22 protein-coding genes, 1 tRNA gene and 1 riboswitch are annotated in these 21,159 nt (G+C 34.9%); of the genes, 16 read left to right on the top strand and 7 right to left on the bottom strand.

What is annotated here, in order from left to right; genetic code table 11:
* Positions 1-108 precede the first annotated feature (108 nt).
* Positions 109-255, top strand: coding sequence for a hypothetical protein (locus IGJ32_RS06925; protein WP_161298802.1), 147 nt, complete (start codon positions 109-111; stop codon positions 253-255).
* Positions 256-516: 261 nt separating this feature from the next.
* On the opposite strand, the gene IGJ32_RS06920 is transcribed toward IGJ32_RS06925, so the two are convergent.
* Positions 517-741 carry an XRE family transcriptional regulator gene (locus IGJ32_RS06920; protein ID WP_094940216.1) on the bottom strand — a complete coding sequence of 75 codons (225 nt, stop codon included), beginning with the start codon at positions 739-741 and terminating at the stop codon, positions 517-519.
* 746 nt (positions 742-1,487) lie between these two features.
* Here IGJ32_RS06920 and IGJ32_RS06915 point away from each other — a divergent pair.
* From IGJ32_RS06915 to IGJ32_RS06900, 4 genes are all read left to right on the top strand, one after another.
* On the top strand, positions 1,488-2,957 hold the full coding sequence (locus IGJ32_RS06915; RefSeq protein ID WP_240274046.1) for a helix-turn-helix domain-containing protein: 1,470 nt from the start codon (positions 1,488-1,490) through the stop codon (positions 2,955-2,957).
* Between the two features lie 463 nt (positions 2,958-3,420).
* Positions 3,421-4,107 (top strand): WxL domain-containing protein, encoded by a 687-nt coding sequence (locus tag IGJ32_RS06910; protein ID WP_342081751.1) that lies wholly within the window; start codon positions 3,421-3,423, stop codon positions 4,105-4,107.
* Positions 4,094-5,128, top strand: coding sequence for a DUF916 and DUF3324 domain-containing protein (locus IGJ32_RS06905; RefSeq protein ID WP_373168876.1), 1,035 nt, complete (start codon positions 4,094-4,096; stop codon positions 5,126-5,128). The genes IGJ32_RS06910 and IGJ32_RS06905 overlap by 14 nt, the downstream gene beginning before the upstream one ends.
* Positions 5,129-5,144: 16 nt before the next feature.
* Positions 5,145-7,553 (top strand): MucBP domain-containing protein, encoded by a 2,409-nt coding sequence (locus tag IGJ32_RS06900; protein ID WP_342081749.1) that lies wholly within the window; start codon positions 5,145-5,147, stop codon positions 7,551-7,553.
* A 462-nt stretch (positions 7,554-8,015) separates the two neighbouring features.
* On the opposite strand, the gene IGJ32_RS06895 is transcribed toward IGJ32_RS06900, so the two are convergent.
* Entirely contained in the window at positions 8,016-8,618 is a 603-nt protein-coding gene (locus tag IGJ32_RS06895; protein ID WP_010719068.1) for a DUF4352 domain-containing protein, read from the bottom strand.
* A gap of 443 nt (positions 8,619-9,061) precedes the next feature.
* Between IGJ32_RS06895 and IGJ32_RS06890 the strand changes: the two genes are divergently transcribed.
* On the top strand, positions 9,062-9,448 hold the full coding sequence (locus tag IGJ32_RS06890) for a DUF1093 domain-containing protein (RefSeq protein ID WP_034698128.1): 387 nt from the start codon (positions 9,062-9,064) through the stop codon (positions 9,446-9,448).
* Between the two features lie 367 nt (positions 9,449-9,815).
* Positions 9,816-9,984, top strand: a riboswitch (M-box (ykoK) riboswitch).
* Between the two features lie 806 nt (positions 9,985-10,790).
* Here the strand turns inward: IGJ32_RS06890 and IGJ32_RS06885 are convergent.
* Positions 10,791-10,940, bottom strand: coding sequence for a hypothetical protein (locus IGJ32_RS06885; protein WP_010719071.1), 150 nt, complete (start codon positions 10,938-10,940; stop codon positions 10,791-10,793).
* Between the two features lie 345 nt (positions 10,941-11,285).
* Between IGJ32_RS06885 and IGJ32_RS06880 the strand changes: the two genes are divergently transcribed.
* On the top strand, positions 11,286-11,486 hold the full coding sequence (locus IGJ32_RS06880; protein ID WP_010719072.1) for a cold-shock protein: 201 nt from the start codon (positions 11,286-11,288) through the stop codon (positions 11,484-11,486).
* A 276-nt stretch (positions 11,487-11,762) separates the two neighbouring features.
* Here IGJ32_RS06880 and IGJ32_RS06875 read toward each other — a convergent pair whose 3' ends face one another.
* Together IGJ32_RS06875 and IGJ32_RS06870 are read right to left on the bottom strand one after the other, a co-directional pair.
* Positions 11,763-12,149 (bottom strand): TIGR02328 family protein, encoded by a 387-nt coding sequence (locus tag IGJ32_RS06875; protein ID WP_081127538.1) that lies wholly within the window; start codon positions 12,147-12,149, stop codon positions 11,763-11,765.
* Between the two features lie 32 nt (positions 12,150-12,181).
* Positions 12,182-12,427: a helix-turn-helix domain-containing protein gene (locus IGJ32_RS06870; RefSeq protein WP_010719074.1), complete on the bottom strand. Its 246-nt coding sequence runs from the start codon at positions 12,425-12,427 to the stop codon at positions 12,182-12,184.
* 698 nt (positions 12,428-13,125) lie between these two features.
* Here IGJ32_RS06870 and IGJ32_RS06865 point away from each other — a divergent pair.
* A tRNA-Ile gene (locus IGJ32_RS06865) sits at positions 13,126-13,199 on the top strand.
* Between the two features lie 317 nt (positions 13,200-13,516).
* Here the strand turns inward: IGJ32_RS06865 and IGJ32_RS06860 are convergent.
* Positions 13,517-14,008, bottom strand: coding sequence for an isochorismatase family protein (locus IGJ32_RS06860; protein ID WP_010719076.1), 492 nt, complete (start codon positions 14,006-14,008; stop codon positions 13,517-13,519).
* Between the two features lie 21 nt (positions 14,009-14,029).
* Positions 14,030-14,839, bottom strand: coding sequence for a Cof-type HAD-IIB family hydrolase (locus IGJ32_RS06855; RefSeq protein ID WP_342081748.1), 810 nt, complete (start codon positions 14,837-14,839; stop codon positions 14,030-14,032).
* A gap of 320 nt (positions 14,840-15,159) precedes the next feature.
* Between IGJ32_RS06855 and IGJ32_RS06850 the strand changes: the two genes are divergently transcribed.
* The 8 genes from IGJ32_RS06850 to IGJ32_RS06815 are packed head-to-tail and all read left to right on the top strand — an operon-like array spanning position 15,160 to position 20,795.
* The gene (locus IGJ32_RS06850) at positions 15,160-16,017 is read left to right on the top strand and encodes a glycosyltransferase family 8 protein (RefSeq protein ID WP_010719078.1); all 858 of its coding nucleotides are present in this window, start codon (positions 15,160-15,162) and stop codon (positions 16,015-16,017) included.
* Positions 16,010-16,912: a glycosyltransferase family 8 protein gene (locus IGJ32_RS06845; RefSeq protein ID WP_034698121.1), complete on the top strand. Its 903-nt coding sequence runs from the start codon at positions 16,010-16,012 to the stop codon at positions 16,910-16,912. The genes IGJ32_RS06850 and IGJ32_RS06845 overlap by 8 nt, the downstream gene beginning before the upstream one ends.
* Positions 16,913-16,957: 45 nt before the next feature.
* Positions 16,958-17,308 carry an iron-sulfur cluster biosynthesis family protein gene (locus tag IGJ32_RS06840; RefSeq protein WP_010719080.1) on the top strand — a complete coding sequence of 117 codons (351 nt, stop codon included), beginning with the start codon at positions 16,958-16,960 and terminating at the stop codon, positions 17,306-17,308.
* A gap of 27 nt (positions 17,309-17,335) precedes the next feature.
* Complete coding sequence (locus tag IGJ32_RS06835) at positions 17,336-18,274, top strand: magnesium transporter CorA family protein (protein WP_010719081.1); 939 nt, start codon at positions 17,336-17,338, stop codon at positions 18,272-18,274.
* 29 nt (positions 18,275-18,303) lie between these two features.
* Positions 18,304-19,197 carry an SDR family oxidoreductase gene (locus IGJ32_RS06830; protein ID WP_010719082.1) on the top strand — a complete coding sequence of 298 codons (894 nt, stop codon included), beginning with the start codon at positions 18,304-18,306 and terminating at the stop codon, positions 19,195-19,197.
* An 18-nt stretch (positions 19,198-19,215) separates the two neighbouring features.
* Positions 19,216-19,785 (top strand): alkaline shock response membrane anchor protein AmaP, encoded by a 570-nt coding sequence (amaP, locus tag IGJ32_RS06825; protein WP_034698115.1) that lies wholly within the window; start codon positions 19,216-19,218, stop codon positions 19,783-19,785.
* Between the two features lie 12 nt (positions 19,786-19,797).
* Positions 19,798-19,980: a DUF2273 domain-containing protein gene (locus tag IGJ32_RS06820; RefSeq protein ID WP_010719084.1), complete on the top strand. Its 183-nt coding sequence runs from the start codon at positions 19,798-19,800 to the stop codon at positions 19,978-19,980.
* A gap of 14 nt (positions 19,981-19,994) precedes the next feature.
* On the top strand, positions 19,995-20,795 hold the full coding sequence (locus tag IGJ32_RS06815; RefSeq protein ID WP_034698113.1) for an Asp23/Gls24 family envelope stress response protein: 801 nt from the start codon (positions 19,995-19,997) through the stop codon (positions 20,793-20,795).
* Positions 20,796-21,159: the final 364 nt, after the last annotated feature.

Raw genomic sequence — 21,159 nt, 5'->3', positions numbered from 1 at the left:
CTATACTAAGAAGACTGCTAGGTTATGTTAGAAGATAAAGCAAGAGTATCATAAATAGATTGATTGATAGAGTCAATCATTAATTGACGGAGTTGATAAAAATCATCTTTGCAACCGTCACTAGTTAAAAAAGATTTATTGATTCGTCCCAGTGACATGGAATTATTACCTGTTAGCAAACCGGAAATGATCAAACTAACGATCGATGGACGATTCGGTAATGCTATAAACAAGACGATTACTGGGATACTTTGATATAGCTGGCAAAGACGGTATAATCAGCCATCGGTATAAGCAAGTATACTATCAGAAGGCATATGCAACACAATTCAATAATACATTGACCAAATCAAATGTGATCAAAGCATTACAAGGATTTTTTGAAGTCAAACAAGATGGTTTGCTCGGGCAGGATACAGTCAAAGCCTTACAGAGATGTTTAGGAGGGTGTGATCAGTCCTCTTGCAGATATAGTGACGTAGACTAGCAAAAAAATTATAAAAAAGCACTCATCCTTTAGTTGGTTGAGTGCTTTTTTTGTTCATTAAGATATCCAACTAGACCATCAAGATTCTTTTCCACCGCTTCTGCCAATAAAAGCATCGTACCGATTTTGACATTTTTCCAATCATCGGAATTGTTTAAACGGGTTAGACTACTCGCTGTGATACCTGTTTTTTTACTGACTTGATAGTTGCTTTTGAAACCAAAGTCTTTTTTGTATTGATCAAACCAATTCATATTATCACCTACTTAAATTTATAAACTAGATATCTTAATCCACTGATAACTACCGCTATTATTGAAATAAATAAGAGCAAATTCACTATATGGTTCATAAAATTATGCTAGATTGAAACCGAAGAGGGGACCCCCTTGCTACTTCTTTAGTTGACTTTCGTATTTTGTTTTCGTCTTGCTGTGTCAGAGCTGAGGAGTAGTTACGATATTGACTAGAGAAGCAATTCATTTTTCCAGCTTTTTTTCACCTCCTTAACTCTATTTATATCACACTATCAATAGTATCGGAATTCAATATTTTCCTTTAATAAAAAGATAAACAAGCCCGAAAAACAAGTTATTTATACAACTAGCTACTTGAAAGTGTAAAAAATAAGGAAAGGGTTTATAGAATCATAACCAGTATTCCTGTAAACAGAAGTAGATCTAAAAGCATGCGTGAACGTTTATTGGCGATTCAAGGTTTTATATTTTAGTAATTGATCGTAGTTTTATAGAAAAAAACACAAAAATGTCTCTTATCTAGGGCTTTTTATTTTGGACAAAATATTATAAATAATGTTACCCGAATGGTAGATTTTTCTGATTGTCATGGGAGAATGGATTTAGCTTTGTGACTTGAAAAATGACTCGTTAATTTCATATGAATTGATCGTAAACCAGTGTATGCTATAATCCAAAACGTTAACGAACAATGTCTTTTGAATGTTAAGAAAGTTAAAAATATTTAAATTGGTGGTGATTGAATGCAAACTTTTTTGACGAAAGCCTCCCAAAAAAAAGTGAAACTAATTCACTTTTTACTTGAAGCGGACAATGGGTATACGATGGATGAGATACAGCAATATATAGGAGGATCTGTTAAATCAATTTCTCTTTATATGAAGGAATTATCAGAGCTGTTTGAACAGTTTAATGGGAAAATTGTTTTACAAAATGAGAATAATCAGCGCTTTTGTATCCAAAAGGAAGAAGACTTTCCCATATATAGTATTTATCTTCCCTATTATAAAGAATCATATAATTACCAATTAATTGATTTTATGTTCAAATATCCCGAAAAAAGAATCGAAGACTTTGCAGAAAAACAATATACGAGTACATCTACCGTTTTTAGATATGCTAAATTATTAGTTCCTTACTTTAAAAGATACAAGATCGGTTTTCACTCGTTTAAACTGGAAATAGAAGCTGAAGAGATCAATATCAGAAGTTTTTATTACTATTTTTATTGGGAATCAACACGAGATGGTCACTGGCCCTTTTTGATTGATTGTGACAGGATCATGAAGTCTGTTCGATGTTTTGAAAAAACCTATGGATTTAGATTAGATGCTTTACAAACGAAAACGCTGAGTTTTTGGTTAGCGATTATACTTGAAAGAACTAAGAAGCAGATTATTTCACTAGATGAAGAGGTGAAATCAACAATCGAGAGTGATCCAAACTTTGAATTGGTCTCGATGTGGTTGAAAGAAAGCCAGTTGCTATTGCCAGACAATGAACGATATTTTCTATATCGGGTAATCTATGCTTTCGGTATTGTTGAGGGAAAGGAGTGCTATGAGCAACAAGCGGTGCGTGCTCATACAAGAAGTCAAAGTTTAGCCTATCGTTTAGTTGAATTGCTCAGTTGTTCGCTAAAAGAAGTCTTTGATTACGACTTTGATCGAAGGAACCAGAACCATTTGTTTAGCTTGATTGCGTTTTATGAAAGAAGCTGTTTTTTCTGGGGGAATCCCGATGTTTTTTTCAATAAATCATATATATCTGAAGTAGAAAAGCTTGATCCTCAAATTTGCCGAATGGTTCAGAAGTTTCATGACTCTATGATACAGATAGCTCCCGCAGAGTTATTACCCCATTTAAAGAACACGCACCAGCTGTTTTTAAATTATTACTATTTGCTGGATTATTATGGATTGTTACTCAAAAGTATTCAACCAATAAAAATTTTGCTCACGGATGATCTGCATCGTCCTCATCGATTATGGTTAATGAATAAAATCAAAACATTGTTTAGTAATGTTTATGCTCTTTCTTTTTTTGATTCTGAAACCAAATTTGAAGAGGTTGATTTAGTAATCTCAAATTATTTCTTGGATACGAAAAATACACCGTTACTGTTAATGAAAAACATTCCGACAGAACGTAACTGGCGAAATCTTGAAAAAATCTTATATGAGTTGCATAGAGAAAGAGCTACAAACAAATAACTATTTTTTTTAAACTTATCAACAATCAAAATTTTCAAGGGTTTATTTGTCAGAGTCTGAGACATAAAACTCACACTTTACTCTAAACGATGTTTAAGCATCAGCTCCTTGAAATAAGCCGAAGAATTCCAAAAATAGGAAAACTGTCTTGGATTCTCCGGCTTTTTCTCAAATCTGGACATATCACGACCTCTTTTTAATTAAAAAATAGATTGAGTCAATCAGCACTTTTGGATTTGATCGTAAATGGCTTAGCTGAGAATAAGTCGAATTGGCACCTGTTTTCAATCAATTATTGCAGTATCAATAGGAAATCAAATGAGAGACGAAACGTTTTTCAAAAAAGTACTTCTAATTTTTTTCCAGATTCCGGAATTTTTTTACTGTTTTTTTCCTCATCAAGAAATGGAAGAATAGTTGTAGTCGCAATTGCAGACTAATTTTTATTAGGAGGAAGAGAATTATGAAGAAACAAGTTGTTAGTATAGCTGGACTTGCCTTATTGGCATTAGGGACATCTAGTTCCGTGGGTTGTGCAGCTGAAAATGAAGGACTAACAAGTCAAGTCACAAATAAAACAAATGTAACTTTGAAGGAAGGTTCGGGTAATGATGTCCAGCCGGTTGTACCAGATGATACCCATGATGACGATCCAAGCACAGGAGCGAAAGGCTCATTGTCTATTCCTTTCGCATCAAACATTACTTTTGGTGAACAAGAAATCCAACAAGGAGATGCGGATTATTTTGCATTGAATAAAAAGCCATTTGTCCAAGTGAATGATACTCGTGGGGGAGCGAAAGGCTGGACATTAGGTGTATCTATCTCACCATTTACTTCAACAGATAAAGATCACTCGGAGTTGACAGGCGCACAGCTATCTTTAAGCAATGGTCAAGTAGTAACGAAAAACAACTCATCCAAAGCACCTCATTTGGTAGAGTCAAAAGATCATACATTTGTACTAAACGAAGTCAATCAAACCGTTATGTTGGCTCAACCAGGCGAAGGTGCAGGGGCTTTTGCTGCAGTATTCGAAGGAACAGATGGCAAGAACGAAAATGTGAAATTACATGTTCCCCGGGCAGGTGTGGAAGCAAAAAATTATACAGCTGAGATTACTTGGACGTTAAGCGATGCTCCAGTATAAATTTAGGCCGGGATGGGGCTGGATAGTCTCCATCCTTTTTATGACAAGTTTACTGTTTGCTTGCCACCCTGCCTCAGTTTTTGCTGAAAAAACAGAAGTGAACTTTGAAGCTAAGGCTGTCTTGCCAGAGAATCAACGTTCAGAAGTAAGCTATTATGATCTTAAAGTTGAGCCTAACCAGTCCCAAGAGTTGACGATAAAGCTTAAAAATACCAGCTCTGAAAAGATAAAAGTCAAAGTAGCAGCCAATAATGCGACTACCAATAAAAATGGGGTGCTAGATTATTCACAACATGATCAAAAATTATTAGGTGGTCCTTCTTTAGAAGAACTGATTTCAGGTCCTCAAACGGTTGAACTGAATCCGAATGAAGAAAAAGATGTCGTGTTCCAATTAAAGATTCCGTCAACTGGATTTGAGGGGACGGTTCTGGGTGGTTTTTATTGCTATGAAGAAAAGAATAAGGCAGAGGACCAACCAACTGGATTTAGCTTAGCAAATAAATTTGCGTATACAATTGGTATCCAACTCCAATGTTCAGACAAAAAAATTGCTCCTGAACTAAAACTCTTGGAGGCAAAGCCAGGATTAGATAATGGTTATTTAACAGTCTATGCAAAATTGGCAAATCCACAACCAATGATTATGAGTCAATTGGATCTTCATGCTTTCATCACAAAAAAGAAACAGAAAGAAGTACTGCACGATGTTAGTAAGCTGGTTTCTTTAGCACCACGAAGTACCTTCAAATTACCGATTAGTTGGGAAAATGAACATTTAAAAAAAGGAGAGTATACGTTAACTACCGTTTTGAAAGAAAAGTCGGGGAAAGTTTGGACGTTGAAAAAAGACTTTACGGTAAAAGGAAAAGATGAAAGTCTTAACAACAAAACGGTAAAGCTTAAAAAATCGAAGAACAATAACTACCAATACTTATATGGGGGGCTAATTGTTTGCTTACTCATTATTGGCTTGTTACTGTGGCATATTACAAAATTGCGAAGGAATAAAGGAAATTAAAGGAAGTGGCACATTGATGAAAAAACGCTGGCTCAATATACTCTTACTGGCTTTCTTAGTTGTTTTCCCACGAATTGGTTTAGCTGATAGCCAGGTCAATAGTCAGGTAGGGATTCGTTTTTACCAACCAACGAGTGCGCACCAAATTGTCCCAATGGAAAAAGTTCTTAATCCAAATGAGAGAAATAGACCAGTTACTGATGGACAAGCGAAGTCTGAAGAAGCTGGAAAAATAAAAATGTATCCCAAAACAAACCAATCTAACCATCATTTATATCTCTTTATTGGTGCAGCTCTATTGACTTTAATCATCCTGTATTGGTGTAAAAAGAGGAAGAAATTTGTTCGTAAGTTTAATAAAATTTGGTTACTTCCTTTTTTGTTAGGGTTGATTGGCATATTTCCAAAAGAAGTTCGAGCAGCTGGAAGTATTACAAATCTTCCGTATTTCAGATATGCAAATACGATAGAAACTCCCGCCAATAACACATTTATGATGCATTATGGTAATTTTACAACTGTGGAACAAGTTAAAGGTCAGTATTCTGGGAATTGGCTGGTTGTCAATCAGGAGAATCCAGAAAGTAGTGCGTTGATCAAAAATGTTGGCTTTTTCAATGGGAAACCAGTAGATGTTAAAATAATAATGAAAAAAAAGGATGGACAAGCAGGAGGAGAGATCGGTATTGGCAATCCAAAGAGTTTTTTAGATATCGATATCTCTGGCGAAGTTTTTATTACTTATGAATTTTTCGATCAAGCGGGGAATGCTTTTCCAATTGAAACTTCTTTTAATTATTTTGGGATCAATCGAAACAAGTATATCGGCTATAATCATATCGGTAAGGTGGCAAAATATCTTGTTGCGAATAATCCAACAGATATCAGTTACCATACGTGGAGTGATGATCATTCTTTCTGGACGTATTTTGAAAATAATTTTTCGAAACCATGGGGGCATCCTACACAAGAGTTCCAGATTATCACTAAACCAGTAACTAAAATAGAAACGGTTGTTAAAAACTTAGATAATACGCCATCCTCTCTCATGTATGAAACAGATTTTTTGGCTAGTCCAGAGTTTCCTGCTGCTGAAGCAGTGGATAAGCGTTTTGATAAGGAACAACAAAAGGTTACTTTAAATGCGATGCAAACCATACCGAATGTGGGACATGGGAATAAAATGAAAGATTTATCTGTGGCTTTTTCATTGGATGATGTGACAGCTCACTCACAATATAAGATTAAAGATTTTAACGTAGTGAAGTTTGATGGGACGGACATTAGTGATCTTTTTGTGGGGAATCAAAAAGAGGATCACTCCTATCAACTAACGTTAAAAGACCCTAACAATGAAAATCTTTATGATACAGTTTTGAATTATCAACTTAATCTTGAGTGGATTGGGAGTAAGCAAAATCCGGTAGATAAAACGAATTTGAAAGAAGACTATTTAAACATTCCTTTCACTGTTACCACACAGATTAATCACAAACAGAAAGGAACGAGTTCTGCCTATTCTTCTGTATACTACGTGGGGAAGGTCATACTGAATTACTTGGATGAAAATAACCAACAACTTTCTGATCCTAAAATCATTTCAGGAATCATAACAGATTCTTTTGATCTATCACAAGAATATCCAGAATTGAACGGATATTATCCAGTCAAGGAAATAGTGGAAAGGGATCAAGGAATCTTTACTCCAGAAGAACAGCAATTCGTTCATCATTATAAGAAAGGTTCGCCAATTGAATTTACTTTGATGCCTAAAGAAAATCCTTTACTGTTTTCTCGTTTCTCAAAAACAAGAGAGGTGACGATTCATATTTCTTATGAAGAGAAACAGAATTTATCATTTATGGCGAAATGTGGAGATGAAGTCTTAAGGTTAAAGGACTATCCAAGTTCCGAAAACGAGATCCAAGATAAAGTGAATGTTCAGCTTCCTGAAAATTGGTTGAACAAGGAAGTTGCTTTTTATATGGAAAACGAAAAAGGACAAAAATCAAAGGAAGAGAGCCGTCAGGTTTTAATTGATCACGGGGTTAAGCTTAGATTACCGGAACAGTTGACGTTTGGGGAACAACAGATTCCGGGTCAAGATCAATCGGTACAAGCAACGAATCAAAAAGAAATTCAGCTTATCGATGAAAGTGTGTTGGAGAAGAGTCATTGGCACGTTAAGTTAAAAGAAGAACGACCTTTAACTAACCAAGAGAATGACCAGTTGCATAATGCTCTTCATCTGCAGAGGAGTGGAGTGGATCAAACGATTAATGCAGAAGACCAATTGGTTTGGCAAGGAGAGGGTAGTGCAAGCTTCACTGATCATTATAAGATCCAGTTAAATTTACATCCTTTTTACAAAACTGGGGCGTATCAAGGAAGCCTAATTTGGACACTAGAAGATGCGCCAGGATAAGAAGGCTTTGACCAAACGATTCTTTTTTATATAGTTTCTAATAAGAAAAAGGATAAACGCAAAGGACACGAGTCAGAAAATAGTTGATTCGTGTCCTAAGCTTTGGTTATCAAGAGACTTATCAAAGACTTTGTCATTCGATTACTCCAACTAGAAGAATACAACCGAGGTTTATAAAATGATATGCGGGAACTATGAAATACGATCGAAAAATTAGTTCACTTATGTAATATATAGAAGTTAGTATTAGGAAGGATGAGATGAAAAAAACTAAACAAAACTAAATGAACGCAAAATACACAAACTGTTCAAAGCGATAACAGATAGTGACTATTTAAAAGAAGGACAGTAGATACTCGCTATTTCTGAACTTGTTTTTCACCAAAAAACGACGGTTAACCATATCAATAGCTAACCGTCGTTTAACTTTTTTTCTAAAATGGCCTGATATGAATCTATAAACTAGACTGTTGCTTTAAATTTAGCCGCTTTTTCGATAGAAACTAATGGGCTAAACTGAATTTCGATGTCTCCAGTTTGATTCAGACCAAAATGAGCAGTACAATCCATTACTTTATCAGGAGCAACTGATCCCATTGTATTGTCATTTGGATAAGAAGAAGCTTTTTTATCGTCAGAGCCATAAACTTCTACATCCATTCCTACAGGAAGGTCATTTTGACCATTGTTTTTAATTGTGTAAGTAATCTTGACTACTTGAGCAGGTTGTTCATCTGCAAATTGATTTCTTTCGTCAGTAAGTTCCACACTGTTTAATGTGTACTCAGCATCGCCAACTTTTACAGTATCCCCAACTTGGTAAAAACTTTCTTGCGCTTCTTTTGAAGAAGAGCTTGATGTAGCTTCTTTAGTAGAACTTGTTTTTGTCACTTTTTCTCCGCCGTTATCGCTTGCTTTATTGTCATCTGAGCCACCCAGTGCAGATCCAATTATTGCTACAAGAATGATTGCTAGTACCCAAAACCAAACTTTTTTATAAAATGGCTTTTTCTCCTTTACTACGTAACGTTTGCCATCTTCCCCTACAACACTTTTTTTAACCATTGTTTCCTCCATAATAATTATCTAATTTACTCCCACTTAATGGCAGGTAGTGATAGTCGCCAAAATATAGATATCTTGTGTTTCATTTATTAAGACATCTTTACTACCAAATATTCAGTTTTTCACAAATGAAAAGCTTCAAAAAAACACCTAACAGTTCGCATCAAATAAGAATATTCATTTTTTACTTACATATAGTAACATGATGTGTTTGATTTGGAAATATGTAATTATAAAATTTGTTATTTTTTATTATTTGAAAGATCATGTTAGGTATCGAGAAAGTAATAGAGAAGTAGGATTATCAATAAAGATATAGGAGATGATAAGTATCTATTGATAAGTGGTTAATGTCATTTATGTGACAAATTTGAAAGATAAATAAATGGAAAAAAAAGCTCAAAAAAGATAAAATAAGTTAAATTTATTGATGAGGTGAGTTTATGAAAAAGGGAATATTCGGGGTTATTGTATTAATTTTATTAGGAGTTGGAGGATTTTTTGGTTACAAATATTACAGTGAAACGTATAAAACAACTACTGCATACACTAAGATTCCAGCAGAAGTGCCAGAAAAAACGAAATCAAAGAACAGCGATGGGAAAATCATTGCGGGTGAATATAGTTACCATTATGACGTGACTTTTGTAAAAGCTGATGGCAAAGCAACTAAACGAACATTTAGTGTGAGTGGAGAAGCACCACAACCATTGAAACCAGGTAGTTACGTGCAAGCTGACATCAGTGACAAAAGAACAAGTTCTCCTAGAGTAATTGCAGAAGAAAAGATTCCTAAAGAAATCAAAAATAAAGTAGACGAATTAAATTAGTTTTCAAAAAAATGAAAGAGACGATAAAAAGTCTGTTTCAAAATCAACTATTAAATCTAGCCGGAGCATGTACTGGTTAGATTTTTTTGTTGATCGGTTATTCCATGTGATGGAGCATTGACTCAATTAGATGGAGAAATAGATTAGCAGGGGATTGTCCAAATACGCATTCTAGGATTCACGAATGAAATTTTGACAAAAAAACATTAATATGGTTTATTAAGAATAGAAAGATGAGGTGAATGAAATGGATAATGACCAGAGGTACTCTAAGCTTGCTAAGGATAAAACCTTTGTAACTTGGGGAATGATTCCGGTAGTCGGCTTTTTTGGACTTTTAGTGTCGTTGATGATTTTCATTTAAATATCTTCAAATAGTTAGGTGAGGCTTCTATGTAAACATAAGCTACTGCCCAAAAATGTCGAGAGACGCCAATGGGTAGAACAGGGATTGTCGATAGCAAGGCTTTTCTTAAGGTAGCTAAGTGCAAACTTTACGTTGCATAGTGCCAAAGCTCAAACGTGACGTAAGTCAAACGAAAACGGTAGCAAAAGCATCAATCAGTTCTTCAGACAGGATAAAAAAATGAAACGTTGGTAGACGTTCAACATTTATCCTGTCTGAAGAACTGATGCTGGAGCACCGTTTATTTGTTATTTTGCAGCAGGTGTTCCAAAAATTTTTTTACTAATTTTGTTTAGGTTAGTTTTTTAGGCTGTAAGATTATTTTTATTACATCGATTGAATATCGATGGACACCTTGCATAGTTTTCTCTGTTAGAATGCCAGTAGTTACAGATTTTAAAAAGTGAAAAATAATATTCTTGTCATTAAAACAAGTGAGCTATTTCTTCTTTTTGATAATAATGAAAACAAGAATGGAATAGAAGATGGTGGAAAAAGCGAGTCCTTTAAGATAGAAATCGAATAATTGAACAGGTTGACTATAGGAATATTCTAAAATTTGGATCATAAAATAGATAGACGGAAAAGAGGAGAGAAGCATTAGTATGTCATATTTGTTCCATTTTGTATAAAGAGACAAAAAAAGAATAATACCAATAAAAGGGATCCAAAACAGTAATTTACTCATCGTAATCATATGACCCATCCTTATACAGCCTTTGCATAATTTAGATAATAGCACGTAGTATATAACCGACAAAGAGTTTTGTATTACCTTGTCCAATTTTTAATTGTATACTCATTAATGGCGGAATAAGTTAAGGAGAGAACTGAATAAAGTGAGGTAAATAGACGACAAAAAAGCACCTACCATTGAATGAATAGGTGCTTTTAAAGTGAACTAGAACTGTAATCGTTCATTTGGGGTTTTCACTCCTATGCGGATTTTTTCAATTCTTGCACTGCTTGTTCAATCGTCACTCCAGTGGCTACTCGATTTTCATTTGTTTTATCAAATACCACAAATAGATTCAAATCAGTATTTAGAGTTACACGATATTGTAAGTCTTTGTTATAGAATGTCATAATCATTCTCCTTTCTTAAATTCTTGCGAAAGGCAACGAAACGTTGATAACGAAATTCCATTTATTATTATAGCATAAAGAAGAAAACTTTGCTAATTAAGGATTGTTTAACTTTATATAGAAGATAAGATAAACAGGATAGAAATAGCCCATTCGCTTTAATTAAAAAACTATAAAAAAAGTAGAGGTTTATTCTTGTGTTTCTCATTTATCTATGCTATATTAAGTAAGTAATCTATTTTGAAACGTAATTTGAGCTAACTATTTTAGTTTATGACTCCTTTTGCCTATCAATAATTTATTGCAATAAAATCGTACGTTGATACGTATTAGGAGGAAATATATATGAATAACGGTACAGTAAAATGGTTTAACGCAGACAAAGGTTTTGGATTTATCACTGCTGAAGATGGAAATGATGTTTTTGCACATTTCTCAGCTATCCAAGGTGACGGTTTCAAAACATTAGACGAAGGTCAAGCAGTGACTTTTGATATTGAAGACGGTCAACGTGGCCCTCAAGCAGTAAACATCGTAAAAGGTTAATACTGTCATAATAAAAACTACTCTTCCATTAGAGTAGTTTTTTTGTTTTTTCTTAGTAAAGAAAAATGCTGCTCTGCCGCTCAAGTGAAGACTATTGAGGAAGGGATACGGACCTCTCCCTATTCAATAGCGAAGAATCGTGATCGACGAATGAATGTGTCAGTCAGACAGTTTAAATGAATGCTAATATAATGAATATGAGAGTGAGAAAAGGTTCATACTCTCATATTCATTACGTTTATTTGGATCAATAAATGAGGGAAATCTGATGAACTTTTAAGAATCCGCAGCTTTTATATGGATTAAATCAATTCCTTTTTGTTTAAGGTTTGTTAAACAGATCATCAGGTAGTCCTCGTCATGCTCAGGATAAATAGGTGAAGTTTGTTTTTGAGGAGAAAGATAAGTATAAGGATCACAGGCTTTCCCACGGTACTCCGGGACAGACCATTCTGGAGAAGGAAGATAATGGCGCTTTTTCATTTCAGTAAGAATAAGATGGTGATACTGATAAAGCTTGTAAGGGGAATGTTGGAAGACATAATCAACTGTTGCATGCTTTCTTCCCCAACCATTACCTCTTAATGCACAACATTCTCTATGTTGACCTAATAATTGTTTTCTAGGAAGCAAAGGGATTAATTCTTCATGCCATAAGCGCATTTACTCACTCTCTTTCATTTAGATTAGATGGTTTAATTTACGCGGTCTGGTTTTTCTGATCGTCCGATCAAATAGTCAACAGATACATTATAAAAATCCGCAATAAAAATTAGATCGATAGCGCTCGGACAACGTTTTCCCTGCTCTAATTGTAGATAAGTTTCCAACGGGAGTGAGGTTTGTTCAGCCACTTCCTTAACGGTTAAATTCTTTTTTTTTCGGAGATAATCCAGCCGACAGCGTAGTGTATCTAATAAAATCGCTTCTTCAATACTCATAAATTCGCTCCTTTTGTCATTCAAATAAATTCATCGATCAATGCTTTCTATTTAAATAAACCAAATAAGCAATTGGTAATAACAAAGCTAGAATCAAACCAATCAGTTCTGCTACGAATAATTGATCTGGTTCAAAATACTGATAATTTAAGATTTTATATGAAAAAAAGATTGCTGGTAACGTAAAAAACGCTAAAATTAGGCGTTCCTTGTTCCAGTTGATTAAGTAACAAATAATAGGGATAAGAATTAAGGTAGGAATAAAAAAATAAGTCGACTCAATGTTATCATAGTACTAACTCCTATAGATTTCGTATTTAAATAATCATTGATTTTCAGTCGTAGGTTAACAACGAACAACCACTTATACTAAGAGGTGGAAAACACTTCGAAAAGTGATTACGACTTAAATAATCATAAGAATAAAAAAACAACCCAAATACAAGATAGCACGTTCCGAGTAACAGAACAAATAATATGCTACGTGTTTGAAAAAACAAATGATTCAAACAATTCATATACCAAGTGATAGAGCATTTGTGGTGAAGAGGGAGGGGAAGAGCTGGAAATCGTCTGATCCAAATGAAATATTTGTTATTTAATGGAATGCTTTTGGAATTTTATTAATTAAGCTTGTTTCAGATTTTTATTCATGCTATAGTAGATATAAGTTATTTTTATATCTTAAAATTTTTACTGTACCCTTAGCTCAGTTGGTTAGAGCTGACGGCTCATAACCGTCCGGTCGTAGGTTCGAGTCCTACAGGGTACATATTGAAGCGCTCGTTTCTTTAAACAATGATTAGATAATCATTGTTTTTTTATTTTGAAAAGTTGCATGCTTGTAGAAATGACTAATAACTGACGTTTCAACTATTGTTTATTGGAGATGGGGAACCTCATTTGATATTTTTGATAAACGCTATAGGAAGTTTAGTAGTAAAAAAATCCTAACCGTTACTTTCCATAAAGTGAGGGAACGATCAATACAAATTTTAGGAAATAGATAGTACGAACAAAGAAAAGCTTTTAGTAAATAACGAAATAAAACGCCCACAAAGTTAAATTTTGTGGGCGTTTTATTTTCGGTTACTTCAACTCAACATTAAAATCTTTGAGTAGTTTTAGCGCTTGATCGCCATGCTTGTTTTCAGAAACAAAAGCTGTATCCACTAAAAAATCAGCTTCTGGAAATACGCTTTGTAAAGCAATGGTATTCGATAAGACACAGAGATTCGTTTCTGTACCAACGACTTCAATGTGCTTTTCTTTTTCATCTTGGTCAAAAGCTTCTTGTTTAATCTCAAGTAAGCTTTCCGGTGGCATCGTGAAGTAGTATTTCTTGACGACTTTTTCATTTTCTTTAGGAGCAAGTGTAGGAATGATTTGCAAATCTTCGCCTTCTTCATCCTGCTCTTTTCGCTCGACTGGTATATCTCTGGTAAAAAGAATATATTCGTTTTTTTTACGTGCAGCTTCTAAACGTGAGTGGATTTGTTTGATTAACTTATCTGCGTGCTGAACATAATATTTACTCTCAGGATCTAGAATATGATTTTGCATATCGACGATTACTAACAATTTTGTCTCCCTCCTTAAACCTTAATAATAATTGTTGATAATATACGCTACACCAGCTTCTTCATTTGTTTTGGTTACTTCATCCGCAATATTTTTTACCTGTTTCTGTGCATTTCCCATCGCAATACTTGTTCCACTGACTTTTAGCATCGCAATATCATTTTCCTGATCACCAAAGGCAACGATCTCATGAGGATCGATTTCCAAGGTCTCAGCTAAAAAGATTAATGAGTGAGCCTTTGTTACATTTTTAGGTGTGATTTCCAAAAAATGGGGGTCTGAAAAGACGGAATCAATCCCTTCACTTTTTAAATCTTTTTGCAGTTTTTGCAATTTTGATTCATCTTTATCTGTTAATGCCAATTTTAAATAGCTGACAGATGGATCTTCTAATAACTTGGTGATTTCAGCAAATGTCTGATTTTGTAAATTGAAATGTTGGTAGTAGGGATCATCTTTCACCAAATTTGACTCATCAAAGGTTAATTGATCATCTTGAGTTTCTCGACTAGCAATAATTGATATTTTTGCCTCTTGTGCTAAGAAGAAGGCCCGTTTAAGGGTAGCAAGCTCAATTTTAGAACGTTTCAATACGTGAAGGATCTCGCCTTTCATCATCTTTGCCACGAAAGAACCATTAGATGAAATCAAATAGCCGCCGATTCCAAGTTCTTCAAATACATCTTTAGCAGAGATGCTATTTCTACCAGTCGCAATCGTGACGATCCCACCATGTCGATCAAAGTTTTGAAGTGCCTCGATGTTTTCTTTTGGTATCTTTCCATTCCGATCGAGTAAAGTACCATCTAAATCAATTGCTGCTAATTTCATATTATTCGCTCCCTTTATCTATTGCTTACTCTAAGGTTAAATGAGAATTTCCTAAAATAAAAATAAAATGCCTTGTGTTTTTGAATTTTTTCAAAAAGTATTCTTAGTTTTCATTAGACATATATAGGTAGTATTTCAAATCCTATAATTGAATAAATAGGCAGAAAAACGATTAAGTTAACGTTTTCAATTCGATAAAAAAGGTTTATTTTTATGAATTATTCAATGAAAATGAAGCATATCTTTTGCTTTAAAGTTTATTGAGGCATATTCTGGATATAGAAAAGGTTAGAAAAAGATTAGAAAAAGGAGTGATTTTAATGGAGATGAAACAAGGTATCGTTCCGGTAGTAACTGCTTCAGATGAAAATTACGCTCCTTACTTAAGCGTGATGATTGCCACTGTACTGGAAAACTCCACTAAAACAAGACACATTTATTTTTATGTCATTGACGATGGTATTTCTGAATATAGCAAAGAAGGACTTAGACAAACGGTTAAAAAACATTCAGACAATGCAACGATTCAATTTTTAACAGTTGATAAAGATGTCTACGAAGATTTCCTAGTAAGTGACCATATTACTACTACAGCATACTTAAGAATATCTTTACCTAAGATCTTAGCTAAATACGACTATAAAAAAGTGCTTTATTTAGATTCAGATATTTTAGTACTGGATGACATCGTTCATTTATATGATCAACCATTAAATGGTAAAACGATTGGAGCTGTCATCGATCCAGGTCAAACGAAAGCTTTGAAACGGTTAGGGATTGAATCAGATGCTTATTATTTTAATTCAGGCGTGATGGTTATCGACATTGATCGTTGGAATGAAAAAATGATCACTGAAAAAACAATCAATTATTTAAAAGAAAATGGTGATCGAATTATTTACCATGATCAAGACGCGTTAAATGCAGTTCTGTATGAAGACTGGGAGCAATTAGAACCAAAATGGAATATGCAGACTTCTTTGATCTTTGAACGTCATCCTGCTCCAGATGCTGCGTATGAAAAATTATACAAAGCAGGAAATGAATCGCCGTCGATCGTTCATTTCACAGGGCATGACAAACCATGGAATACGTTAAAAGATCATCCATATACAAATGTCTATTTAAAAAAATTAGCGCATAGCGTTTTAAAGAAAGTGGGAGAGGTAAATGAATAGAAGAAAAGAAATCGCAATCGTATCAAGTTGTAATACCAAATTTGTGCCTCATCTAGCGGCGCTGTTCGTTTCAGTATTAGAAAATAGTGATCCAAAAGTTTTTGTACGATTTTATGTCATTGATGACAACATTGATAATGAAAGCAAACAATTATTACGTTTCTCTGTTAAGAATTCTCGTATGAATACAGAGGTTGAATTCTTGAAGATCAACAAAAAATTCTTTGAAAATGTGGTAACAAGTGATCGTATTCCGGAAACTGCTTACTATCGTATTGCTATTCCTGAGTTATTTAGAGGAAAAAATGTCGAACGTCTTTTATATATGGACTGTGACATGATTACCGTAAAAGATGTTACACCATTATGGGATCTTGAATTTAACGGTGCGATCTTGGCCGCCGTAGAAGATGCTGGTTTCCACCAACGATTAGAAAAAATGGAGATTCCAGCAAAATCAACACGCTACTTTAATTCTGGATTGATGCTCATCAATGTTGAAAAATGGTTAGAACAAGACATTACTAAAAAAGTTCTAACATTCATTGAAGAAAATCCTGAAAAATTACGTTTCCACGATCAAGATGCGTTAAATGCAATCTTACATGATCGTTGGATTCCATTACATCCAAAATGGAATGCTCAAGGATATATCATGGCAAAAGCGAAAAAACATCCAACACCACAAGGAGAAAAGGAATACGAAGAAACACGTAAAGATCCATCGATCATCCACTTCTCTGGTCATGTTAAACCATGGAGTAAAGATTTTGAAGGGCCAACTAAAAAATACTACGATAAATATGCAAACATGACAGCTTTCCGTTGTGTCGCAAAATTTCCTAAATATCCACTTTATGCCAGAATCAATCGTAACACAGAAGTGAGCCGCTGAGGAAAAATGTCGTAACTTATATATAATCTGAAGGAGATGATGATGATGGAAATCACGATGACAAAACATGCGATGGAGGCATTGACAAAAAAAGTAGGAAAAGATTCAAAAATTGCTTTGGCATTGATTGATTCTTCAGATCCATTTTTAAGAGATAAAGGGGCTTGTGCAAAAGGCAGTTTTTTCCAGATTATTCCTTTCTTTGTAGAATTTGGGAAATACGTCAATAAAATCGAACATCCCACTCTGGAAATCTACACATCTAAATTAGAGCAATCTTATTTAGGTAGACATTTGAATCTTGCATATGACCACCAATTAAACAGTTTCTCTTTAGAAAATGAGATTGTTGTCTTGGATCGTAACATTAAATTAAGCAACTGTTTCTTTAGCTAACATCCTTTGTAGAAAGGGAGATTGATCATGCTGGACTATTACTTTATTGGAAAAGAGAAAGTAATAACGACAGACAAAAACAACTATAATTGGCTCGTGATCGACAGTAGTGACACTAAGGAAATCGAACAGGTGATTGAAAAGTATCGTTTACCAAAAGATATCTTTGTTGGAACTTCTCTACCAGAAGAAGTTTCAAGAATCGAAGAGCTTGTGGGGACGAATTTGAACCATCCGATTTCCTTAGTGCTACTGAATTTGTCCAACCAGGAGCAGAAAATCGAGAATCGATTAATGCCTATTTCGTTTATTTATTCGGATGAGTTATTGATTAGTTGTATCGATAAAAAAACGGACTTTTTTGATCGAGTATTAGCAAAACATGGGAATAAGATCAATTCTTTTGAAACACTTATTGCATATTCTGTCTTGAACATCTATACCCATTACGTGAAAGAACTAACAGAAATGAAAAAGAGGATTGATTCCCTCGATCAAGAAGCGCGTAAAACGACGGAAAACGAAGAACTATATAAGCAAGCGGATTTAGAACGGGACATTGTTTATATTGACCATACGTTGAGAGATCAAAAAGAGACTTTAGATACCTTATGGCAATCAGAAGATTTTGTTGAGAAATTAGCTGATGCTCGTCTACTTTATGACATCCAATTGAGACAAAGACAAACAGAAAAAATGATTTTGATCTATCGTGACTTGTTAGAAAGTATTGGGGATCTTTTTAATGGAATGATGGACAATCATTTGAATCATTTAATGAAATATCTTGATTCGGCGGCATTAGTGATCTCTGTTCCAGCATTGATTGCAGGGATTTGGGGGATGAATACTGGCGGATTACCTGGTAAAAGCTCTGGCTTAGCCTTTTTATTAGTTATCTTTGGCTCGATCGTTGTTGCAGGAGCTGTAGGCTACCATCTTTACCGAAAAGATTATACAAAATAAAAAATTACCAAACTATGAGGAGGATACACATGACAGAACCAAAATTAATTGATCCACGTAAACTTTACCATACTGAGGAATTTCCTAAACAAGACCAGGATACACCAGCATTACAAAAAGAAATGCAACCAGTTCCTGACTGTGGAGAAGAATCTTATGAAGGATCAAATCAACTAGAAAATCGCCGTGTTCTGATTACTGGCGGAGACTCAGGGATCGGGCGCGCGGCAGCTATTGCTTTTGCAAGAGAAGGGGCAGATATCGGCTTGCACTTTTTCCCAGGAGAAGAAGAAGATGCCAAACAAGTAGCTTCCTATATTGAAAAAGCAGGACGAAAAGTTGTTTTACTACCATATGATCTTAGAGACGAAACAGCGCCTAAAGAAATCGTTGAAAAAGTTGTCAGTGAATTAGGTGGCTTAGATACATTAGTATTAAATGCGGGACAACAAATCTCTTGCCCGGCTATTGAAGAAATTCCATTAGAACAAGTGAAAGATACCTTCATGGTGAATATCTTAGCGATGTTTGCGATTGTTAAAGAGGCGGTTCCGCATATTCCAGCAGGAGGGGCAATTATCAACACTACTTCTGTTCAAGCGTTCAATCCAAGTGAACATCTTTTAGATTACGCTTCCACGAAAGCAGCTATTGCAAACTTTACGATTGGCTTAGCAAAACAATTAGCACCAAAAGGCATTCGTGTTAATGGAGTAGCTCCTGGTCCTATTTGGACACCACTACAGTTAGACGAAGGACAACCGGAAGATTCTATTCCTGAATTTGGCCAACAAAGCTTGCTTGAACGTGCCGGCCAACCAGTAGAATTAGCTCCAGTTTACGTTTTCTTAGCTTCAAATAAAGCGAGCTACGTTACTGCACAAATTTATGGTGTAACTGGTGGGGAAGCTATCAACTTATAAAAAATGGGAGGTGCCAGGATGAATAAAGGGACTAAAACAATTGGTGTCATTTTTTCTCTGCTACTTTTGTCTATTCTACTATTTGTCGTCTTGATCAGTGCGGTCTATCCTTTACCATTGATGCTTGAACGATTCCGTTTCTTTACAATAACGAATTACTATATGCAGCAATATATTTTTTGGGTAGCAGTCGGCTTAGCGATTCTACTAATTATTGCATTATTGATCGTCATTTTTTATCCGAAAACGATTGGAACCTTCTTATTGAAAAAAGGGGACGGCGAATTAACGTTAGATAAAAAAGCGATTGAAGGTATGGTTCGTTCACATTTACATGAAGATGAATTCATTCACTCACCTAAGGTCAATATCAAAGCCACAAAAAATAAGATCGCAGTTACAGTTAAAGGTGAATTAAAACGGACTTCTTCATTGATCGGGAAAACAAGAATATTGATGGATGAAATCGAAAAAGAAGTGAAACAGTTACTCGGCACAGATGAGCAAGTAAAAGTGTCGGTGAAGTATACAGGTTACCAAGCACCTACCAATAAATATCAAACAAACGAACACGCTCGTGTGGAATAAGGAGGGGCACAAATGAATGAACTTTTTGCTGCTTATAAGCTTCCGATCATTTGCGGGGCAATTGGGTTGATTCTCGCCGTACTATTGATTACAGTGGGATTCTTTAAAACCTTGTTGCTGATCCTTATGGCGATCATTGGCGTGGCGGTCGGAATGTATTTAAAACAAACGAAAATTTTTGATCATAAATCTTAGGAGGAAATTCTATTATGGATAACAACAAAACAAATAACCAAAACAAACCAGTATCTGCACATCCAGATCCAACGACACCGAACAATGCCAATGGTGTTCATGATGCTAAAGATAAAACAGCACCCGTTTCAGCACATCCAGATCCGGTTGTACCCAACGTTGAAAACAAAGTGGCTCATGATAAAAAAGAAAACGAAGGACAATCAGGACAACAAGGGAAACATGAAAATTCTAGTAAACCACAAGAACATCATGGAGATCAGCCAAAACCTCCAATGCCAGGGCATACACCACCTAAGCCAGAAGCCCCAGCAAAAGATCCAAAAAACACAACGGAAAACGGTGAATCTATGAATGGTGATGTGACATATGAAGATAAGGTCATTCAAAAAATCATAGGCATCTCCTTAGAAAAAGTGGATGGATTATTAACAGCTGATGGTGGCTTCTTCTCTAACGTGGCAGAAAAATTAGTCAACACTGATAATGTAACAGCCGGTATTGACACGGAAGTTGGGAAAAAACAAGTCGCTGTTGATCTTAAGATCGTTGTTGAATACGGCAAAGACATCGAAGAAATTTACCAACAAATCAAAAAAATCATTGCCAAAGAAGTTCATGAAATGACACATCTAGATGTCATTGAAGTCAATGTCGATGTGGTCGACATTAAGACAAAAGAAGAATATGAAGCAAACAGTGAAACAGTTCAAGATAAATTGACAAATGCGGCAAAAGCCACAGGAGAATTTGCATCTGAACAAACGGAAAAAGCCAAATCAGCAATTGAGCAACAAAAAGAAAATAACCAATAATCAACTGATTCAAGCACGAATTAGCTGTTCGTTCAGTCGCTAAGTAGTTGAAAGCGAAGCAACTAAAAATTAGTTTATTTATAGAGTCAATAGAAGAGATCGAGACAAGTTTTTGTCTCGGTCTCTTCTATTTTTGGCTAAGGCTCCTTTTTTAATGGTAAGTAAAATGTTTTACATAACAAAAACAGCTTCTGTCTTTTAGTGTTTGTCCATTGTGAAAAAGTGACATTACATATTCTTGTGATTCACATTAAACTTAAGAAGTAGGGTTTTATTGAAGTTTTTCCATAAAAATAAACGTAAAAGGGGCGAATTGGGAGAAAAGAAAAAAACTTAAGAAACATAACGTTTTAACTTTACTACA

The sequence above is a fragment of the Enterococcus sp. DIV1639a genome, assembly GCF_050530445.1.
GTDB classification, from domain to species: Bacteria; Bacillota; Bacilli; order Lactobacillales; family Enterococcaceae; genus Enterococcus_B; species Enterococcus_B hirae.
The sequence above is the reverse complement of the archived record's forward strand: the minus strand, read 5'-3'. Positions and strand labels throughout refer to the sequence as shown.